Source organism: Ruegeria sp. AP7 (assembly GCF_056539905.1).
In genome coordinates this window covers 62,497-81,134 of sequence record NZ_JBQFVT010000005.1, presented here as the reverse complement: position 1 = coordinate 81,134, position 18,638 = coordinate 62,497, and the positions used below count along the sequence as shown (strand labels likewise).

15 protein-coding genes, 1 tRNA gene and 2 pseudogenes are annotated in these 18,638 nt (G+C 53.3%); 7 read left to right on the top strand and 11 right to left on the bottom strand.

The genetic code is table 11. The annotated features are described in order from the left end of the window. Positions 1-21 precede the first annotated feature (21 nt). Genes ACR0KN_RS11525 through ACR0KN_RS11510 form a run of 4 tightly spaced genes read right to left on the bottom strand, consistent with a single transcriptional unit; the run spans position 22 to position 4,517 of the window. Positions 22-423 carry a hypothetical protein gene (locus ACR0KN_RS11525; protein WP_480653621.1) on the bottom strand — a complete coding sequence of 134 codons (402 nt, stop codon included), beginning with the start codon at positions 421-423 and terminating at the stop codon, positions 22-24. A gap of 25 nt (positions 424-448) precedes the next feature. After that, positions 449-2,092: a dynamin family protein gene (locus ACR0KN_RS11520; protein WP_480653619.1), complete on the bottom strand. Its 1,644-nt coding sequence runs from the start codon at positions 2,090-2,092 to the stop codon at positions 449-451. An 8-nt stretch (positions 2,093-2,100) separates the two neighbouring features. Beyond that, a complete protein-coding gene (locus tag ACR0KN_RS11515) occupies positions 2,101-4,101 on the bottom strand; it encodes a dynamin family protein (protein ID WP_170780399.1) in 2,001 nt (666 codons plus the stop codon). A gap of 2 nt (positions 4,102-4,103) precedes the next feature. Next, positions 4,104-4,517 (bottom strand): hypothetical protein, encoded by a 414-nt coding sequence (locus ACR0KN_RS11510; protein ID WP_170474967.1) that lies wholly within the window; start codon positions 4,515-4,517, stop codon positions 4,104-4,106. A gap of 765 nt (positions 4,518-5,282) precedes the next feature. Here ACR0KN_RS11510 and ACR0KN_RS11505 point away from each other — a divergent pair. Next, positions 5,283-5,367, top strand: a tRNA-Leu gene (locus ACR0KN_RS11505). A 126-nt stretch (positions 5,368-5,493) separates the two neighbouring features. Here ACR0KN_RS11505 and ACR0KN_RS11500 read toward each other — a convergent pair. Then, positions 5,494-5,889 (bottom strand): annotated as a pseudogene (locus tag ACR0KN_RS11500) (GNAT family N-acetyltransferase); the annotation flags it as partial. Positions 5,890-5,915: 26 nt separating this feature from the next. On the opposite strand from ACR0KN_RS11500, the gene ACR0KN_RS11495 reads away from it, so the two are divergent. Further along, positions 5,916-7,094 (top strand): NAD(P)-binding domain-containing protein, encoded by a 1,179-nt coding sequence (locus ACR0KN_RS11495; protein WP_480653617.1) that lies wholly within the window; start codon positions 5,916-5,918, stop codon positions 7,092-7,094. A gap of 17 nt (positions 7,095-7,111) precedes the next feature. Here the strand turns inward: ACR0KN_RS11495 and ACR0KN_RS11490 are convergent, their stop codons facing one another. From ACR0KN_RS11490 to ACR0KN_RS11480, 3 genes and pseudogenes are all read right to left on the bottom strand, one after another. Next, positions 7,112-9,043, bottom strand: coding sequence for a BTAD domain-containing putative transcriptional regulator (locus ACR0KN_RS11490; RefSeq protein ID WP_480653615.1), 1,932 nt, complete (start codon positions 9,041-9,043; stop codon positions 7,112-7,114). 446 nt (positions 9,044-9,489) lie between these two features. Next, positions 9,490-10,548 carry an adenylate/guanylate cyclase domain-containing protein gene (locus tag ACR0KN_RS11485; protein WP_480653613.1) on the bottom strand — a complete coding sequence of 353 codons (1,059 nt, stop codon included), beginning with the start codon at positions 10,546-10,548 and terminating at the stop codon, positions 9,490-9,492. Between the two features lie 209 nt (positions 10,549-10,757). Further along, a pseudogene (locus ACR0KN_RS11480) lies at positions 10,758-10,925 on the bottom strand (transposase); the annotation flags it as partial. A 68-nt stretch (positions 10,926-10,993) separates the two neighbouring features. On the opposite strand from ACR0KN_RS11480, the gene ACR0KN_RS11475 reads away from it, so the two are divergent. Beyond that, positions 10,994-12,730, top strand: a complete 1,737-nt coding sequence (locus tag ACR0KN_RS11475; protein WP_480653611.1) for a L,D-transpeptidase family protein — start codon at positions 10,994-10,996, stop codon at positions 12,728-12,730. A gap of 281 nt (positions 12,731-13,011) precedes the next feature. On the opposite strand, the gene ACR0KN_RS11470 is transcribed toward ACR0KN_RS11475, so the two are convergent. The 3 genes from ACR0KN_RS11470 to ACR0KN_RS11460 all read right to left on the bottom strand — a co-directional run bounded on the left by ACR0KN_RS11470 (position 13,012) and on the right by ACR0KN_RS11460 (position 14,653). Next, positions 13,012-13,422 carry a phage integrase central domain-containing protein gene (locus ACR0KN_RS11470; protein ID WP_480653610.1) on the bottom strand — a complete coding sequence of 137 codons (411 nt, stop codon included), beginning with the start codon at positions 13,420-13,422 and terminating at the stop codon, positions 13,012-13,014. Between the two features lie 107 nt (positions 13,423-13,529). Continuing rightward, on the bottom strand, positions 13,530-13,670 hold the full coding sequence (locus ACR0KN_RS11465) for an Arm DNA-binding domain-containing protein (RefSeq protein WP_480653608.1): 141 nt from the start codon (positions 13,668-13,670) through the stop codon (positions 13,530-13,532). A gap of 365 nt (positions 13,671-14,035) precedes the next feature. Continuing rightward, on the bottom strand, positions 14,036-14,653 hold the full coding sequence (locus ACR0KN_RS11460) for a TetR/AcrR family transcriptional regulator (protein ID WP_170474907.1): 618 nt from the start codon (positions 14,651-14,653) through the stop codon (positions 14,036-14,038). Positions 14,654-14,814: 161 nt separating this feature from the next. On the opposite strand from ACR0KN_RS11460, the gene ACR0KN_RS11455 reads away from it, so the two are divergent. The 4 genes from ACR0KN_RS11455 to ACR0KN_RS11440 all read left to right on the top strand — a co-directional run bounded on the left by ACR0KN_RS11455 (position 14,815) and on the right by ACR0KN_RS11440 (position 18,597). Next, positions 14,815-15,744, top strand: coding sequence for an AEC family transporter (locus ACR0KN_RS11455; RefSeq protein ID WP_480653606.1), 930 nt, complete (start codon positions 14,815-14,817; stop codon positions 15,742-15,744). Positions 15,745-15,847: 103 nt separating this feature from the next. Beyond that, complete coding sequence (fghA, locus tag ACR0KN_RS11450; protein ID WP_480653604.1) at positions 15,848-16,681, top strand: S-formylglutathione hydrolase; 834 nt, start codon at positions 15,848-15,850, stop codon at positions 16,679-16,681. Positions 16,682-16,684: 3 nt separating this feature from the next. After that, on the top strand, positions 16,685-18,145 hold the full coding sequence (gene sthA, locus ACR0KN_RS11445) for a Si-specific NAD(P)(+) transhydrogenase (RefSeq protein WP_480653602.1): 1,461 nt from the start codon (positions 16,685-16,687) through the stop codon (positions 18,143-18,145). Then, positions 18,142-18,597 (top strand): YaiI/YqxD family protein, encoded by a 456-nt coding sequence (locus ACR0KN_RS11440; protein WP_480653600.1) that lies wholly within the window; start codon positions 18,142-18,144, stop codon positions 18,595-18,597. Before sthA ends, ACR0KN_RS11440 begins: the two co-directional genes overlap by 4 nt. Positions 18,598-18,638: the final 41 nt, after the last annotated feature.

The window sequence follows — 18,638 nt, the reverse complement described above, 5'->3', positions numbered from 1 at the left end:
GTGAACCCCCTCTGGTTCCGTCTATACCGCAGCAGCCACCGAGCTGAGGCTGAGATGTGATTTTGTAAGCGCAAGCCCGGTATTCGCACTATCGCGACAGATATAGCAGACAACGTGATCCGGGTATCTCGGCGTTCTCAGAAAGATATGTATACGATCATTGGCGAACACCGCGATTTCCCCAAATCCGGGGTGTTCCGTTTCATCTATCTGTGCCGTGCGCAACAATTCCTCAAAGCCTTTTGTGCCACGGCTTTGAAACAGGTTAGCAACTGAAAGCGCCAGATTTTCTAAAGCATCTGAACTCTCTCGGTCTGCAGCATCAATGCCCAACAGCATCCCTGTTTCCATATCAACATACCCGGCTGCAACGCAGTCGGGTATGGTCTCGATGGCCGAGGCTAAGGCGGATTCTATCGACATTCAGATATCCACCTCAAAGAATGTTTCAGATCGCATGCCATTCTGCTCCACCGTTTTTGCGCGCTTCCGCCACCGGTCGCATGCTGGCTTCGCTATTGCGAGAGGTGTGCTCCAGCGCAATCTGATCATACTCGGACAAAAACGCAGCAAAAGCGCTTTTCAAACCTTGGGCATCATCAGGCAGACTTTCCCGCGCTACGATCTCGCTCCACATCGCAGATGCGCTGAGTGGCGATTCCGAGGGCAGACCGCTTGGATCGGCTGCTTGTTCTTCAGACGCTTCTTCATTCGATTTCGCTTCGCCACTCAATTCAACCACCTTGGCTGGCGTGAGTGAGTTTGATTCCGGTTCCGGCTCGTATTCTTCTGTAGATTCCTCAGATTGCTCCGAAAGCAATGACGTAATCGACGAGATAGACACTTCGATGTCCGAACCCGAGCTCTCCTCATCGACCAAAGTCTCCTCGGATGTCGAGGCTTCTACCGTTGCATCTTGTTCATCTTCGGGACCGAGAATAATTAGCTCCGCATCCTCTTGGTCCTCTTCTTCATCCATGAAAGCAAACTCATCGACGTCATGGGTCGGGTTCGCCAAAAGGTTCAGATCCAGCGGGTCATCGGATTGTTCTGAGAATACGGAGCGCAGATCTTCATCAGCTGGTTCTGCTTCAGAGGTCATTTCGGCGCGCATCCGTTCTGCCTCGTCCACGTCAATTCGCGGGCGCTCAGCCTCTTCTGAGCGGCGTTCGACGCGGGCAGGGCGGATTGGAAAGCTTGTGACAACATCACTGTTCGCTTCAGCCGGAGTGTCAGCCAGCGGATCCTGATGCACCAACGGCACATCTTCCATTCGGCTTTCCGGATGCAAATGGCTCACTTTTGGTGCTTCGGACAGGGATTTATCAATTTGATAGCGGGCTAGCATATCCGCTCGCTTGTCCATAATCTGCTCGGTGATCTCCAGGAAACTGTCGACCATCTTACCACCACCGCTGCGTGACCAAAGTTCGGCATCACCGGTTTTGTCACGGGCCATGATGGCATCACGGGCCGAGAACAGGATCGTGCGATTGAACAAATGACCCGCTTCGCGATTTACGCGGCGCAAGACCTTTTGCCTGTCTTTCTGATTCAAAGCATCCGCACGTGTCACCAGCAGCAGCGATTTATGCTGCAGCCTTTCCGGCAGCGAAACCCAGGTGGCACGTTCAGTCTCTCGCCAGGCTTGGGTCGAGTGGGTGCACCACAACACACCATTGGCTTGGCCAACTGCACGCTGCCAGACATCCGTCGAAATCTTCGGGTCCGAAATCCCGGGTGTGTCGATCAAGTCGACCGCCTCAAGAATATCGGCCTCAAGGAAGATGCGAATGAACTGGGCGTCGTTGACACCAACCTGTTCAAGCTGATCCAACTCGATATTCTGCGTACTGCCATCATGGCGTTTGATATAAGCGGGTCGATTGCCCCAGCTGAACCAGATCGGCGGCAGCTGCGTAGCTGTGACCTGCGTTGGCAGTGCCTGTTTGCGCAGCAGGAAATTCATCAACGTCGATTTGCCTGCACTGAATTCCCCCATAAGCGCAAACACGGGTTTGCGGCGGGACCACTGCTCGATGCGGTTCCATGTCTTGGGAGAGACGAAGCGGGTTTGTGATTTTTTTACCATAACTCTTCTTATGCTGCTTCGTTACTAAGGTCTTTCAGGATATCGCCCAGAATATCGTCACGCGATTTCTGTGGCTTCTGCTCGGCGATCTGTGCCGCAGCCCTGTCAGGTGAATGCGAGATGCTGAGCAACGTATCTTTCTGCTCGACCATAAAGTCGGTCAGCGTAGCACGTACATTCTCCAGCACGGCGGCAATCTGGTTCTCCTCGATATCTTTGGTGATCGAGTTCGCCTCAGATGCGATCAAGCGCGTGTAGTCTGCGGCATAGGCCTCAAAGCCCTTTCGGCGTTGCCACCATCGGCGCCACCATGTGCTTTGCAGGTCCAGCGCAATAGTGCGCCCAATCCCGAGTGGCGGAGGCACGCGTGGCACGATCGGAGCTTCGATATTGAATTCACCCAAATGGTTGCCCAATAGTTTCTGGTACAGAGCCTCAACATCCGCCGCAGCAGCCGAATACAGCGCACCGGCTTCCTTGCGCATCGAACGGGCAAAGCTGAAATATGCGGCTTTCTGCAAAGTTCGTAGCCCGGCCGGGTCATATTGCCATGTACCCTGCTCTCCATTTTGCTCAAGATGTGAGATCAGAGAATCGGTCGCGCGCTTGACAAAATTCGCTTCTGCCGAGGCAAGTCGCTCCAGTACCTTGTCGCGCAGTTTGGTTGTCAGCTCGGAAGCTTTCTTTTCGTATTCGGCTGTAACCCTCGCAATCGCGTCTTCTGGCGACGCACCATCTAAATCCCGAACAATTCCATCCGAGTTTGACAAGGTCTTAGCAACAGCTGTCGCCCGAATCTGACTGGCGATATTGCGCGCCCGATGCCGGACGCGATCCAAAAGCCGCGTTCCGGCGCCTTCGGCAATACGCTCATTCATCGCGAGCAACAAATCGGGCAGGCCGGAAAGCGCCCAGATCTTGTCGAGTGACGCCGCCTGATCACCGAAACCGGCAGCCAGGTAGAAAGTGTTCAATGCCTCGCGCGATTCTTCTGTCAGAATGTCCGGGTTTCCAGTGAGAGCGGCCTCAGCCCACAGGGCGCTGCCAAAGACAACGCTTGTGTTGGCGTCAATGTTGTTCTGCTTCAGGGTGTCCTGGATGCGATCGCGAATCTCGGGGACCTGATTGACCGGGTCAGACAATTCATCAATCCGGTTCACAAACAGAATGATCTGCCGGTTTTCGAACTGAGCGATAATACGCATCAGCGCCATATCCATCGTGGTCAGTGCCTGGCTTGCAGCCAATACAACTATGCAAACCTCTGACCCTCGCAGGCTGCGCAAAGTGATCTGTTCGCGCACCATGAATGTATCGTTCACGCCCGGCGTATCGCACAGCTTAAGCGAAATCGGATATTGCGGGATATCCATAAACAGCTCTGCTGATTTTGTCACATCCGCAAAGCGGCCCGTCTTTGGGTCGATATCTGGGTCATCCTCATCCCCAAGACAGACATACCGTTGGACAAGTTCATCATCGAAATAGTCATACTGGTGACTTTGGCCAAGGATCAGATCGAAGTGTTTGCCCAACCTTTGCTCGGACTTAAACTTCATCTCCCCGATCTGACGACGGATGTCATCCATCTCATCATCAGCACCAGCACGGTTTGCGAGTTCGCCAAGGCGACCGCCGCCAACCATCAGGTTGTCCCATTCTTCCTGCTCGAAAAAGGTAAACTTGGACTTGGTGCCCCCTTCAGTCCGGGTATTGATATTCAGCGTGGTCACCACAGACGTCCATGGGTTCACATCCGAGGGTAGCAGATTTGGTCGCCCCGCCAGAATGTTGACGATGGACGATTTCCCGGCCTTTACCTGCCCCACCATTGTGACGCTGGCCGAGAAATTCTCCATTTTAGTCTTGAGCGCAGCGAGCCGCGCGGAAGAACGCGCATCCGCCACCTCTGTCAGTTGGTCGATCTGCGTCGTCAACGAAGTCATTGTCTCTGTCATTTCGGACAGAGCCTCGTTTCCTACAGACAGAAGGTGGTCGTTACGCGCCATGGTTAGCCTCCGGTACCTGTTGCGGCAAATTGGTCCCCTGCCCCGTCCGGCAGGCTCGCAAGCGTGTCGATGCGCGCGATAAGGTCCAATGCGTTACCGAGGATCACAGCCTCGGTTTGCGGTGAAATTGATTCATATGCGAAGGAATCAGCAAGCACTTCGATAGAACTGAAGCCTTCCCCATTTTCCAGGCAGGCGACACGGCGCCCCGTTGGAAAATCTTCTGATTTGTTTGCCGGCAAAGGCATGCGGGCATTCGCCAGCAAATAGCGATTGCCCGAGTGGGTTTTGAGCGCAACGCCGAAACCCGTGCCAGGATGCTGGCGGTTCAGAGTTTTTAGCTCGCCGATAAAACTTTCTCGGGCAAGACTTACAACGTCCTGCTCGGAAGCAGCGGATTTGATCAGGTTGGTCACGACAGAGACCCTTGTTCTGGAGTTGAGCAGAAACTCGCACGGTGCCAGAAGGCAAAAAGACTCATTAACTCCTGCGTTCAATCAATTACGATTTCCGCGGTGTTATTTTGACGCGAATAGGATATTTTGGCGTTTGAAATGTGGCACAAATAAGGTGGCGGACCTCATAAATACCTCAACCTATAAGAGAATGCCTGAAAAGCACGCACCAACTGGACCCGTAACCGATTCCAATACTGACAACTCTAATCTGGTGCGCTGGATCAGAGTTGAGCCTCAATATATCTTATATTTATATGTTTTTTAACAAAATTAATCGATCCCCCTCGCTAGGTGTAACTTTGCTTAAATTTCCTTCAGACTTCTCACACAACACCCAATATTTCACTCTGGCGACCCTTCGCCTACGAACCTCGTGATGAGCTCAACTTATAGGTGCAACACACTTACGATCAAAAAAAGTCCACAAGTTCACCTTTTGGAAACAATAATAGTGTCAAGATTGAGCCTATTCTGACATCTCGACGAACAGAAAATCTCTGCACTTTGATCTAAATAAGCCCGCCCTTCAAAGACATTTCCTCTTCTACGGATTGCCACTTCGGACTTGCACTCGATTCTCAGGAGTTTGGATGAAGTGCAATTCGACGTCTTATTGTTTCTCGTATGACGATAATAATCTTGTGTATTGTCGCACTTTACCTCTCGCGCTCCCTCAAAAGCTTTGCTATTGAGCGCCTCGTCGCGATGCTTTGGCATCGGGTTGCGGGTGTGGCGAAATTGGTAGACGCACCAGATTTAGGTTCTGGCGCCGCAAGGCGTGGGGGTTCAAGTCCCTCCACCCGCACCAAAAAATGTACCAATAATTATTCAATTACAAAGAGTTATATGATTTTGTCTGCTGTTAACCCCACTAACAGACCAACTTTGGTTTTATGATGGAATGCGCGAATCTCTGGTCTGCGAACTCGGAGAGCTATGGCAAACTTTCTGGCCCGGGATGACGCCAGATTTGCATCGCTCCAAGCACAGGGTGATGGAAAGGCGCCTCAAATTTAGCGCCCAAGCGTTTTGCCAGTGCAAAAGATCGGGGATTGTTATCGACGATCAAGCTGATTGCGGTCGTCCAGCCGATAGTTGAATACGCAAATTCGCGAGCCGCAAGCGAGGCTTCGAAAGCGATGCCCTTACCCTCGCCGCCTTCGAAGACTGACCAAGCAACTTCAGGCTCAGGCCAACCTTCGGGAAACCACAACCCTACCACCCCAAAAGGCTCATCAGATAAGCGGTCTGCGACGATCCAACGACCAAATCCACGCAGAACCCAATGGCCAAACAGTTCACCGAATTGAGCATAGGCCTCTGAGCGAGTGAAAGGACCGCCAAGCGGGTCTCGCCATGGGCCGGTGCCTCGCTGAACACAACATCGACCACGTGATCCTCGAAAGGGGGCAAATCGCTGAACGGTGGCGCAGTGAACGCTGGGATTCGCTGCGCATGCTGACCCCCAACTGGCAAAGCCGCCTGCCGCACTGGCACTATCAGGGCGACGACCCTGACAGTTTCATGTCCATGGGCGAGTTTATCCGCCATCTGGAAGCATATGCAGAGTCCTATGAAGCGCCCGTTGAAACGGGAACGACTGTATTGGCGGTCGAGCGCCGAAAGGATGGAGCCTTTAAGGTTGCCACGGACAGAGTCGAATGGATTTCTTCAAACCTGGTGGTTGCAACCGGTTTTTGCGATATCCCCCGCGTGCCAGGCTTTGCGGCGGATTTGCCCAAAGACATTGCTCAGATCGTGCCCGCGCAGTACCGCAATCCCGGGCAAGTGCCCATGGGTCACGTTCTGATCGTCGGCGCTTCGGCCACGGGGCTGCAAATCGGCGAAGAGTTGTTGGACGCTGGACACGAAGTCACCGTTGCGGTCGGCACTCATATCCGGGTTCCGCGCCGTTATCGGGGCAAAGACATCCTCTACTGGATGGACGCCATTGGCGCTTTTGCGGCACAGGCCGATCCGAAGGACGAGCGTTCAATGCCGCCCCCCCAGTTGGTTGGATCACTGGACAACCACGATCTGGACCTGAACTCCCTCCAAAGTCGCGGCGCCCGCCTGGCTGGTCACGCAACCGGGGTAACCGGCCGCTCCATTCGGTTTGCCGGCGATCTTGACGAGACCGTTCGCAAAGCCGATGCGCAGATGTTCGATATCCTCGGAAAGATTGACGGGTACATTGCCGCCAATGGTATTGATGCGCCGCAATCCGAACCTGATGCAATCCAGCCGGTAACGTTGCCCGTTGCCCCGGAAACTTTGGATATAGACGCAGAAAACATCCGCTCTGTCATCTGGGCGACGGGATATTCCCGCCAGTATCCGTGGCTCAAGGTCCCGGTCGTGGATGAACGTGGCGAGATCGAGCACAACAACGGTGTGACACCGGTCGAGGGCTTGTATGTTCTCGGTATGCGCTTTCAGAGAACAAAGGGCTCCAATATCACTGACGGTGTCGGCCGCGACGCAGAGTACTTGACCGACCATTTGATCGCGAGAAAACAGGCCCGTGCCGCCTGACCGGGCGCACGCGGCCCCTAAAGAACCGAACGCAGCGCGTCGAGGATCAACTCACTGTCTTCGGCGCGCTCGTACGGCAAAGTCTTTGCAAACACTTCAGCGTCAAAACCCGGCAGCGCGGTGCGGAGCGTGTCCAGGGCTTTCTGGGTAAGACGTTTGTCCCCCAGCTTCGTGCTTGCCACGATGCCATATACGAGGTCGTCGCTTCTTGGCCTTCCGATCCGATCCAAAATGTCCAAAGCTTCGCTGTAACGTTCAAGGTGGACCAGCGCGCGGGCCAGATGGCTCCAATATCGTTGAGGGTGATAGGGGTTCAGTTTCAAAGATTTTCGCACCCATATCTCGCCCTCTGCAGCTTGTCCCGCAAAGGTCAAAAGCTCTCCCATCGCGCAGATCGAACGGTCATCATTCGGGTTGAGAAACAATGCGCGTTCCTGATGCCAGAGCGCGCGACGCAGATTGCCACGGGTTAGGTAGACCTGTGCCAGAACACGGTGGCACTCGCTTTCATCCTCATCCAGTTCCAAGCCCCGTTCGGCCGCTGCTTGCGCCTTGTCGACGAGTTCTGCGATGCCGCCCAAATTGTGGACCATCGCCTGACCATAGCCGCACGCCAACCACGCATGTGCGATCGCGTAATTCGGTTCGCGTTGGATCGCGAGCTCAAAGCAATCGATGCAGGCCTGGCAATCTTCGGCCGTAAATAGGTGGTGGTGATACTTCCCTCTGAGCATGATGTCATAGGCTTCGAGCCGTTCGACCGGAACAGAACGCGCTTGTTTGAGCCTTGCAGTTTCAACCCGGCCCACAAGCGTGGCAACCAGGGTCGACACGATGTCGTTTTGGACTGCGAACACGTCCTCCAATTGGCGGTTGTATTGTTCCCCCCAAATCGTTCGTTTGTTTTCAATGTCCAGCAGTTGCACGTTGATACGTACTGCTGCATTTGATCGACGAACGCTTCCCCGTACCAGATAATTTGCGCCAAGGGCCGCTGCGGCTTCGTATTCAGGGACATCATTGCCGCGGTAAACAAAGGATGAGTCGCGTGCTATCACTTGCAGATCGTGAAACCGTGACAGCGCAGTTGTCATATCCTCAGTTATCCCGTCTGCAAAGTACAGATCGTCCTCTCCAGAAAGGTTGTCGAATGGCAAGACAGCTATGATTGGCGAGGATTCACCGGGTTCAGGGGGCTCGTATTGCACATTTTGCCCGCACTCCTCACTATGGCCGCCCGTACGTATCTCTTCGTACATGGCCAAAGTCGCAGCCTCTGGTTTCACCCCGAGTTCGCGCTCCAGCGCATCGACGCAAATCTGATACTGCCTGATTGCTTCCGAGCGGTGCCCGCGTCGTGCAAGCATGTTCATCAATGCGCGATGTGCACTTTCGCAAGCCGGATCCATTTGCAATCGCTTCCGAACAACCCCTTCGGCTTCTTCGCTTCTGCCCTCTTCGAGCAACACCTCCGAGAGGCGATCAATGATCGTGCAGGCGCTCTCGTGAAGGCGTTGACGCGTGTCGCGAAGCCAGTCCTCAAACGCAGGGGCATTTATCTGAATACCTTCCAGAAGGTCGCCTTTGTAATGCTCAAGGCACGAAAAAAGCCTTGTCGGGTCATCGCTTTCGACACCATTGAGAAATTCGGCTATGTCCGACGAACACACGTTTCTGTCGAGCTCAAGATACTGACCGTTTGAAGCAATAACCGCTCCACAATACTGCTTGATGTTCGACAATGTCTGGCGCAGGTTATGTCGGGCCCGGTCGTCTCCAGTTTCACCCCAAAGAAGCGCAGCCAAATGTTCCCTGGTTTTCGGGCCGGCATTTTCCACAGCGAGATAAGCCAAAAGCGACTGCGCTTTTTTTGCGATAGGACCACGTGGCTGACGTGCAGATACAACTTCAAAACGACCAAGAAAGTTCAGGTTTACTTGCTCTTTCATTACCGAAGTATACTCTGAATTTGTTGAGCGAAAAGAGTAACAGATTTGGCTAGACGGGCATTCATAAAGAATGCAGCTGAATTTTTTCGCAACAGCACAATGTTCGCTTCGGACTCTTACCTATCATCTGAGTCGATTTATCGGGCTTCATGTGTCTGAATGGCTGCTTTTGAGGTTTGTACGAGATCATTTTACGCGTGCAGAGAATATCTTGAATCCGCCCGAAGTACCGAATGCTACGCTTGAACCTGAGGTCTGCGTTGGGCTCAACGCAGACCTTCAAATTACGAAGGACCTGCTCTACCAGCTGAGCTATTGAGGCTTTCAGGCCCTACTATGACCCAACTAATTCTATGATTTTGCCGAGAACCCTTTGGTTTTACAAGTCATTCTCGCGGGGACCCGCTAATTACGAAGAACGATTGAACTCCTAACAAGAGAGAGTATCACTTCGCCTGATGGGAGAGGCTGACAACGCGAAAAATCTGAACAGGGTTGCCGATGCCCTTCAGTTCCCGTTCCCCTAGTTCTTGGGTCTCCACATGTTGTTCTATGTCTAGAAGCGCCCGTTGGTTCAAAAGGATCTGCCCGTCGCTGGCAAAGTCGCAAAGCCTGGATGCGGTGTTCACAACTCCACCGATTGCGGTGTAGTCGGCGCGACCATGAAACCCGATAAGCCCAAGCGTCGCGTAACCACTACTGATCCCAATACCCAAACCCATCGCGTGCCCGAGTTTCTGCCAGGGTGCACGTATTCCCTCGAAGGCTTCGCTTATTTCTTTAGCCAGCCGCACGGCTTGCAGAACGGGCTGATCGCAGGGAACCGGATCATTGAAGAACACCATCAATCCGTCTCCTGCTCGGTATCCGATTGTTCCCTTGTGTTGGGCAACTAAATGACCGACTTCATCGTGGAAATGCTGGAGAAGGGTGATGACATCTTCTGGCTCAATCGCCTCGGAAATCGCCGTGAAATTGCGGATGTCGCAGAATAGGCAAGCGATGTATTGACGATGAGTTTTAAGAAGCTCGTCAGAGTTTTCTTCTACGACAAGCTCCGCAACCTGAGGAGCAAGGAATTGTTTGAGTCGCGCCAGCCTGTCAATCTCGCCTTCCTGACGCTTTACCTTCTCGGTCAGTCTTTCGTTCAATGCCTCTATTTCATGTGTCTGGTTGCGAACCGTGTGGTTCAAAGCATCGAGTATAAAGTTCTGGTTTAGCAAAGCCGCGATCACCAAAAGCACATAGGCGAGCGCTTCGACACGTTCGTCATAGCCGAAGTACAGCGTGACAATCAGGATGACGGCAGCAATCCCTCCGAGGACGAGTGGAAGCTCCTTGGCATGCCGTTTCCGGTCTCTCCATAGGAAACTAACCGCCAATAATGCAAACACCCACATGAGCACCGCTTGCGCATGTGGGTTTATGGAAAGCGCTTCATAACCAACCAAATAGGTCAGCAAAATCCCGGAATAGCACGTGGCCAAAGAAGCCAGAGCAGCCAAGACAGCCCCGATCCCGATTGGCATCGAAATTCTGAACTCCTCTGTTGCCACGCCGATACCGTCGTCCACAACACGCGGCGAAGGTTCCGCGGCAGAGTCATTTCTGTGTTCGGGATCAGACATGGTCCTCGTTTGCGCTTGGCTGCTGGTAGAGTACGTTTGAATTGAGGTTGCGTCAAAATCACATACCTGCATGGGGCAGTTGCGGGTTTCAGCCTCCCGAACATGATCTCGATCCGATTGCGACGTTTGTAGCGACGCTTGTCGTACTTAACCGCTTTCTTCCGCCGCTTCCGGCCTGGGATGCACGCGCGTATCCCTTCGTCTTTCAACGCTTCCCGGAACCAATCAGCGTCATATCCGCGATCCCAAAGCAGACGTTCTCAAGTTTTCACCCATCGTCTGTTCTATCGGCAACGCCGACATACGCAGATATTTGTCGTCGATGCGGCGCGAACAAGATCCGAGGCCAATAAATTCCAATTTGATTATACATAATGTTGAAGTATCTTACGACGAAGAAACGACATATAGATTGAAAGTGACGGAGTGGATGGTGAAATGTCTTAAATCAGCAGTTGCAACTGTACTGACCGCAACGCTGATGACATGCCCCAATTTAGGCGCAGCAGACCAAGTCTCGGAGCAGATAGAAGCGTTGCTACGGTCAAATACGAATGCGAGTAGCGCACTTTCTAACAATAAAAGTTTGGACGCAGGAAACCTTGTGCCTCGTTTCTATACAGACCGAGAATTTGCGCCAGCTTGGACAAGTTTTGAATTGGTTGACGAGCTATTTGAGGAGTTGGATGGAGCAATTGATCAGGGCTTTACGCCGAGCGACTTCAAACTAAAAGAGCTTCGATCCGCTTTCAAAAACTCACAGGGTGGCGATGCCTCAAATAAAGCGCTGTTCGATATTTTGGCGACCGACGCCGCAGTAAAACTTGTGCATCATTTGGTTTTTGGAAAAGTCGATCCAAATGCATTGGATGACGATTGGAACTTCTCAAAACCAGTAATTCAACAAGACCCTTCCATTGTATTGAGCCAATTTCTTCAAGGTGAAGGCTTCAGCGCTTTGATTGAACGCATCGATATCGACAATGCGCAATATACGATGCTCGTTGATGCATTGCGCAAATACAGAGCTATTGCATCAAAGGGAGGCTGGAACAAAGTCCCGGAAGAAACGGTTCTGAAGCCGGAAATGGTGGATCCTGCCGTCGCCGAACTGCGCAAAAGGTTAGCGACAGAAGGCTACGATGGAACAAATGAGTTTCCAGAAATCAGCCAAAACGGCATAAATCCAGCTTGGGTTTATGACGATTACTTGGTGCAACTGGTAAAAACCTTTCAAAATCGTCACGGCTTGGAGGCAGATGGTGTCGTTGGTGGTAAGACCTTCGGGTCTCTCAACAAACCCGTCGAAGATCGCATAAATAAGTTACGCCTCAGCCTGGAACGAGGCCGTTGGCTCATGCGGGAAATCGACGAGGATTTCGTGCTGGTAAATATTGCAGGCGCTCGTACTTACTTGGTCACATCTGGCGGGACGCTTTGGACCACCCGGTCAATCACAGGATCAGCCTACCGCAAAACCCCAGTGTTCCGAGATGAAATTGAATACATAGAATTCAATCCGACTTGGACCGTTCCCGCCTCGATTTTTCGGAAAGACAAGCTTTCGCGCATCCGCAAGGATCCAGCCTATCTGGCGCGCAACAATTACGTAATTCGGAACAAAGACGGGCAGACAATTCCTGCCAACGCTGTGAACTGGGGAGCAAAGAACCCCGCCGTCACTTTGGTTCAGCAGCCGGGCCCAGACAATGCGTTAGGTTTAGTCAAGTTCATGTTTCCCAATAAATACGCTGTGTACTTGCATGATACCAACGACCGCAGTCTTTTCGACCGAAATGAGCGGAACCTAAGTTCCGGCTGCGTTCGTCTTGAGTATCCGTTCGAATTTGCCAGCCTTTTGATGGAGGGACAGCCCGACTGGAGCCGGCAAAAGATGCAATCCATTTTGGATAGTGGAAAGACAACGCGAGTTAACCTACCCGAGCCCATGCCGGTCCTTTTGACCTATTGGACTGCTTGGGTCGAAGCTGGGGCCGTTCATTTCCGTGAGGATCCATACGAACGAGATGCTCGAATCCTTGCAGCTTTGGATCGATGAACACGTCATCCTCAGAGAGATGCGCAATTCCATATTCAAGCTGCAATAATTGTCGTCACCAAAATGAACCAGCGCAGCTGCGTTCAGGACTCCCAAGCCCTCAACGCGCAGTGCAGTGCCGAGTGGCCGCTCTGGGCCGTCTACTAGACTTTGCAATATCCGGTTACTGCGCATTGCCGTCGTTAGCGTGTACTGCGGCAACCCGTAACTTTGGGCTCGGTGCGGTCATTCACCTGGTTTGGTCGAATGACTGCTTTGCGTAGGTGACCAGGTAGTACCAGTCAATGGATACGCTTTTGCAATTCCCTATGGGCGCGGATCAGGTCATTGATCCTCTTGCGCGCTTCCTCAGCTTCACTCGACCGTTCCCCATGCTTCCAAAACGGATGGCTTGGCCCAGTAGCATGCCCACCTCTAGAAGCTTGGAACATCTGACCAAGGTAGTGCCGGGATGTTTTTTTGGGTTTATGGCGTTGCTTCCCCAGTAGTGCCCGAGCTTTCATTGTAGCTTGCAGGTCAACATCCAATCCCAACGCAGCTGCATGCTTCAGACAGATGCCAAGGCGATCCATTGCCTTGATAGCGGTTTCGGCTTTCTCGTGCCAAATCGGTGCTAGGGTGTCTCTTATATCGATCTGGTCAATGTCGGCGACAGGAACCTTGCCCAGCTTCGGCAGAACTTGCAGCTCCAAGCGAGAATACCACGCCCTGCCTTACCATCGCCCTTTAGCTCTGCCTTGCGGGTTTAAAACGCATCAATGGCAATGTCTTTGAGCAGGTTCAAATTTCGCTCTGCCTGTCAACGCTCCCACTCTCGCTCTTTTATCGGGTCCAGGTTCCTGCGAACGACTGCGCGCCATTTCTCAGCTTCTTCGCGCGCCTCTTTCAGCGATACGCCCGGATAGGCTCCGAGGCCCATTTCTCTACGGCGTCCGTACACGGTGACCAATAGTACCCACTTGCCCTGCCTGGCATCGCGCTAATGCAGGCAGAGCCCGCCACCATCGCCGTATTTGCCGGCATCGGCAGTTCTGACCTTTGCTCCACTTAGCTTGTTGGATTGGCGCATGGCTGGATAGATTCTCAAATTGGTCCAACTTTCAGTCCCACTTCTATATCTTGTTCATAACGGAGTACCTCGGAGCAACCCGGAATGGTAAATATCTGTATTTACGATGTTTAATCATTTTTGTTGAACACACCGGAACAGCAAAGAACGTATAGGAAAGCGTATTCAATGCCCTCCACCCGCACCACAAAACTTCACAGAATCGATTCGTTGCTCTGACGTTGGGTCGGTCAAACTCAAACGCCGTATCGTGCCATAAACATATCGACCGCCTGCATAGCAACCTCGTCAATCTCACTTTGGCTGAAACTGTTTTGGATACCAAAAGCGGCTCGTCCCCATAGCCTTACCTTACACAGCTCCGAAAACTGTTCGGCCGCAATATTGACGTCTTCGACAGCCAACTCTCCTTTTGCGACCGCTTTGGTCAGATACTCTGCCATCTGCCGCCGACCATTCTGAGGGCCCGCTTCAAAAAAGGCCTTACCGAGCTCCGGGAATCTGTCTCGCTCGGCGACGCAAATGCGAAAGACTTGCTGCGCAAAATCTGAAACCAGAAATGCAGTAAGCTGAGTTGCTGCAATTGTTAGCACCTCGCGCGCAGGTTTGGTCTCGTCAATCATTGACAGGATACGCTCGGACATTAACCGACACTCAGTCTGGGCGACTTCGGTGAACAACAGACGCTTGTCGGGGAAGTAGCTATAGAGAGTGGCCTTCGACACGCCCGCTGATCGCGCAATGTCATCAACGCTCGCGCCTTCGAACCCATCCGCCATGAACACCTCGCGCGCCCCGCGCAAAACCTGATCGAATTTTCGGCCTGTACGCAGGATGGCGGCGGCTTGAGTCATGATGTCTCCTGAATGCGATATTCTACAACACTATAAACCGTTCGGTTCAGTTTCAACGCATTTCAACTGAATCGCGGTTTTGTCACAACGTTTAACCGTCAAGAGTAGCTTCTGCCGCGCGTCGCCCTTGCGACCCCGGCCTTTCATGCTAACACACAGCCATGGTTGAGATCTTTCTGCGCACATTGCCGTTCTTCGCAATCATCGGCCTGGGATTTTGGGCCGGTCGCAGCCGATTTTTCCCGCCCGAGGCAACTGCCTATCTGACCAAGTTCGTATTTTTCTTCGCCTTGTCTGCAATGCTGTTTCGATTTGCAGCCACCCTGCCCTTTGCCGAGATCTTCAATGGTCGCCTTGTAATCGGATATTTGATTGGAACAGCGGGCGTCTACGCACTAGCAACTGTTGTCGCCTATCTGCGCGGATTGGATGTTCCGACGGCTGCTGTTGAAGCTCAATGCGCCGCGATCGGCAATGTGGGGTTCCTGGGCTTGCCAATGCTGGCGCTCTTGTTTTCTGAAGCGGCCATAGGACCCGTGATGCTGGTTCTAACCGTTGATCTTGTTGTGTTTTCCTCTTTGATCGTAATTTTGATCAACGGTGGTCGAGATGGCCGGCTCGGTCTTGCGACGGTGCGCTTGATTGGGGTTGGCTTGCTGAGAAACCCAATGATCTTGTCAATCTCTGCCGGGTTGATCTGGTCGGCATTCAATGTGCCCGTCCCAGCCCCTTTGAACGACTTTTTAACAATTCTGGGGGGTGCGGCGACACCGGGTGCGTTGTTTGCCATTGGCGCGTCACTTGCCGACAAATCGGCGGAACGCATACAGATTGCGGGTTGGCTGAGTTTTAGCAAACTGGTTCTACATCCCCTTTTTGTCGCGCTTATGGTGATCTGGCTGATTCCGGTTGCATCCTTTCCAGCCATGGTCGCCATCGCGGCGGCGTCTTTACCCGTCGCGGGCAATGTCTACATGCTGGCCGCGCATTACGGTGTGGCCCCGCAGCGCGCATCTGCGGCAATCTTATTGTCAACCTTGGCCAGCATCCTGACTGTCCCGCTGGTAATTGGTTGGGTCAGCACCCTCTGATCTTCAAACTTTTCTAATAATCCACCCGCCGGTAGCACTCGCACTTTACGCGGACGCGACAGAGCGATAGCCATGACGCCGACACAACGTAAGGATCAGAGCGATGGAAACCCTTTCGGAAAATGCCTGTTTTGGCGGTGTGCAAGGCGTCTATCGCCATGCCTCCTCGGCTTGCAAATGTGATATGACAATTGGTCTTTTCCTTCCGGCCGAGGCAAAGGACGGCCCGGTTCCGATTTTGTGGTATCTATCAGGCCTGACCTGCACACATGAAAACGCAATGACCAAAGCCGGAGCGCAAGGCTGGGCGGCAGAACAAGGTATTGCTCTAGTGTTCCCCGATACGTCACCTCGCGGAGATGGGGTCGCGGATCATGAAGATTATGACCTTGGTCAGGGCGCGGGATTCTACGTCAACGCCACTCAAAAACCTTGGGCCCCTCACTTCAACATGTGGGACTATGTCGCCGAGGAACTACCTGCGCTGTTGGTAGAGAGCTTTGCAATCGATGCCGACCGCCAGGCAATCACCGGGCATTCGATGGGCGGACATGGTGCATTGACGCTGGCGATGAATCTGCCTGGGCGGTATCGGTCGGTTTCAGCCTTCTCGCCGATTTCAAACCCGATCGGGGCGGATTGGGGTCGCAAGCAGCTCAGCGCCTATCTAGGCGATGATGAAGCGGCATGGGCTAAGCATGACGCGTCGGCGATGATGAAAAGCACCGGCTTCAACGGTCCCATCCTGATCGATACTGGTGCAAATGACCAATTCATGGACCTGTTGCGCCCAGAAGCATTGGCGCAGGCAATCGCCGAACGTCGCCAACAAGCCACCTATCGTCTGCAGCCGGGATATGATCATTCCTACTATTTCGTGTCTACCTTTATGGAGGACCACATCACCTTCCACGCCGAAGCATTGTATGGGGAATAAGGCATGAGCAAATATGATTACGACTTGATCATCATTGGCTCAGGTCCTTCGGGGCGCGCGGCGGCTATTCAGGCCGGAAAACTGCAGCGCAGGGTGCTGGTGATTGACCGCAAAGACCGTTTGGGAGGCGTTTCAGTGCATACTGGGACAATCCCGTCCAAAACTTTACGGGAAACGGTGCTGAACCTGTCAGGCTGGCGTGAACGCAGTTTTTATGGGCGCTCCTACCGGGTTAAGGATCAGATCAGTGCGGAAGATCTGAAGGCACGGCTACACATGACGCTCGACCATGAGGTCGACGTGCTGGAACACCAATTCAACCGAAACCATGTGGAAACGCTGAGCGGGCTAGCCAAGTTCATCGGACCGCATGAGGTTGAGGTCGCAACCGACGCAGGCGAAACAACACGTTTGACAGCTGCAAAATTCCTGATCGCGACCGGCACCAAAACATATCGCCCCGATTACGTTCCCTTCAACGGCAAAACCGTCGTCGACGGAGATGACTTCCTAGAGATGGAAGAAATACCGCGTTCGCTTTGTGTGATCGGTGCCGGTGTGATCGGTGTTGAATACGCGACCATGTTCTCGGCGCTGGATGTTCGCGTTACGCTGATTGAACCACGCGAGACATTTCTAGATTTCATCGACAAGACGCTAATCCACGACTTCACACACCAAGTTCGTGAAAATGGTGTTGATCTGCGGTTGGGCTCGGCCGTCGAAAAGATCGAAGATGCGGGCAGTCATGTCGAGATTACACTGGACAACGGGCGCCATGTCCGGGCTGAGATGTTGTTGTTTGCCGCGGGGCGCATGGGTGCAACCTCGGCCCTGAACCTAGACGCTGTGGGGATTGAAACCGATCATCGCAATCGGATCAGCGTGGACCGAAAGAGTTATCAAACCTCGGTGCCTCATATCTATGCCACCGGAGATGTCATCGGGCATCCCTCGCTGGCCTCAACGTCTTTGCAGCAAGGGCGAGTCGCCGCCTGTCATGCGCTTGAGACACCGACCTTGCCGGAAAGCCCCTGGTATCCGTACGGGATCTACTCGGTTCCCGAAATCTCTACTTGCGGCATGTCTGAAGAAGAACTGCAGGAACGTGGCATCCCCTACGAGGTCGGCGTGGCTCGGTTCCGCGAAACCTCGCGCGGGCATATCATGGGGTTGGAACATGGGATGCTGAAGATGCTGTTCTCGCTCAAGACCCGCCGCGTCTTAGGAGTGCAGATTGTAGGTGAAGGGGCGACAGAGCTAATCCATATTGCGCAGGCGGTGCTGAACCTGAAAGGCACGGTGGATTACTTCGTGCAAAATACGTTCAACTACCCGACTTTGGCCGAAGCTTACAAAATTGCGGGATTGGACGCTTTTAACCGGATGCCTATTCCCGAAGAGTTCAAGGTACGCAAATCCACCTCGAAGGCGAAAGTGTCGACAAAGGCCGAAGACGCGTGACGATGCTTTACATCGATGGCGACGCTTGCCCTGTGAAGGCCGAGGCCGAACGCGTCGCAACCCGACACAAAGTACCAATGGTCCTGGTCTCCAATGGTGGGCTGCGCCCCTCGGCCAACCCGCTGGTACAGGTGGTGATTGTCGCGGCCGGTGCGGATGAGGCGGATAAATGGATCGCAGAGCGCTGCGGTGCAGGCGATATCGTGGTGACGTCAGACATCCCGCTTGCCGCGAAGTGCATCGAAGCCGATGCTCGTGCGTTGCGCCCGAACGGTGAGGCCTTTACGGCAGCCAATATCGGCCAGCAACTGGCGATGCGCGATCTGATGGCGGATCTTCGTGCTGCAAATCCTCTGGGAACTGGTGGCGGCGGCAAATCGTTCGGCAAAGCAGATCGATCTCGTTTTCTTGACGTGCTTGAGCGAGAGATTCGCGCCGCATTGCGCGGGTAGCGCTCCCGCCGGTCCGTGGCGCATCAAAGATGCGCAACGTC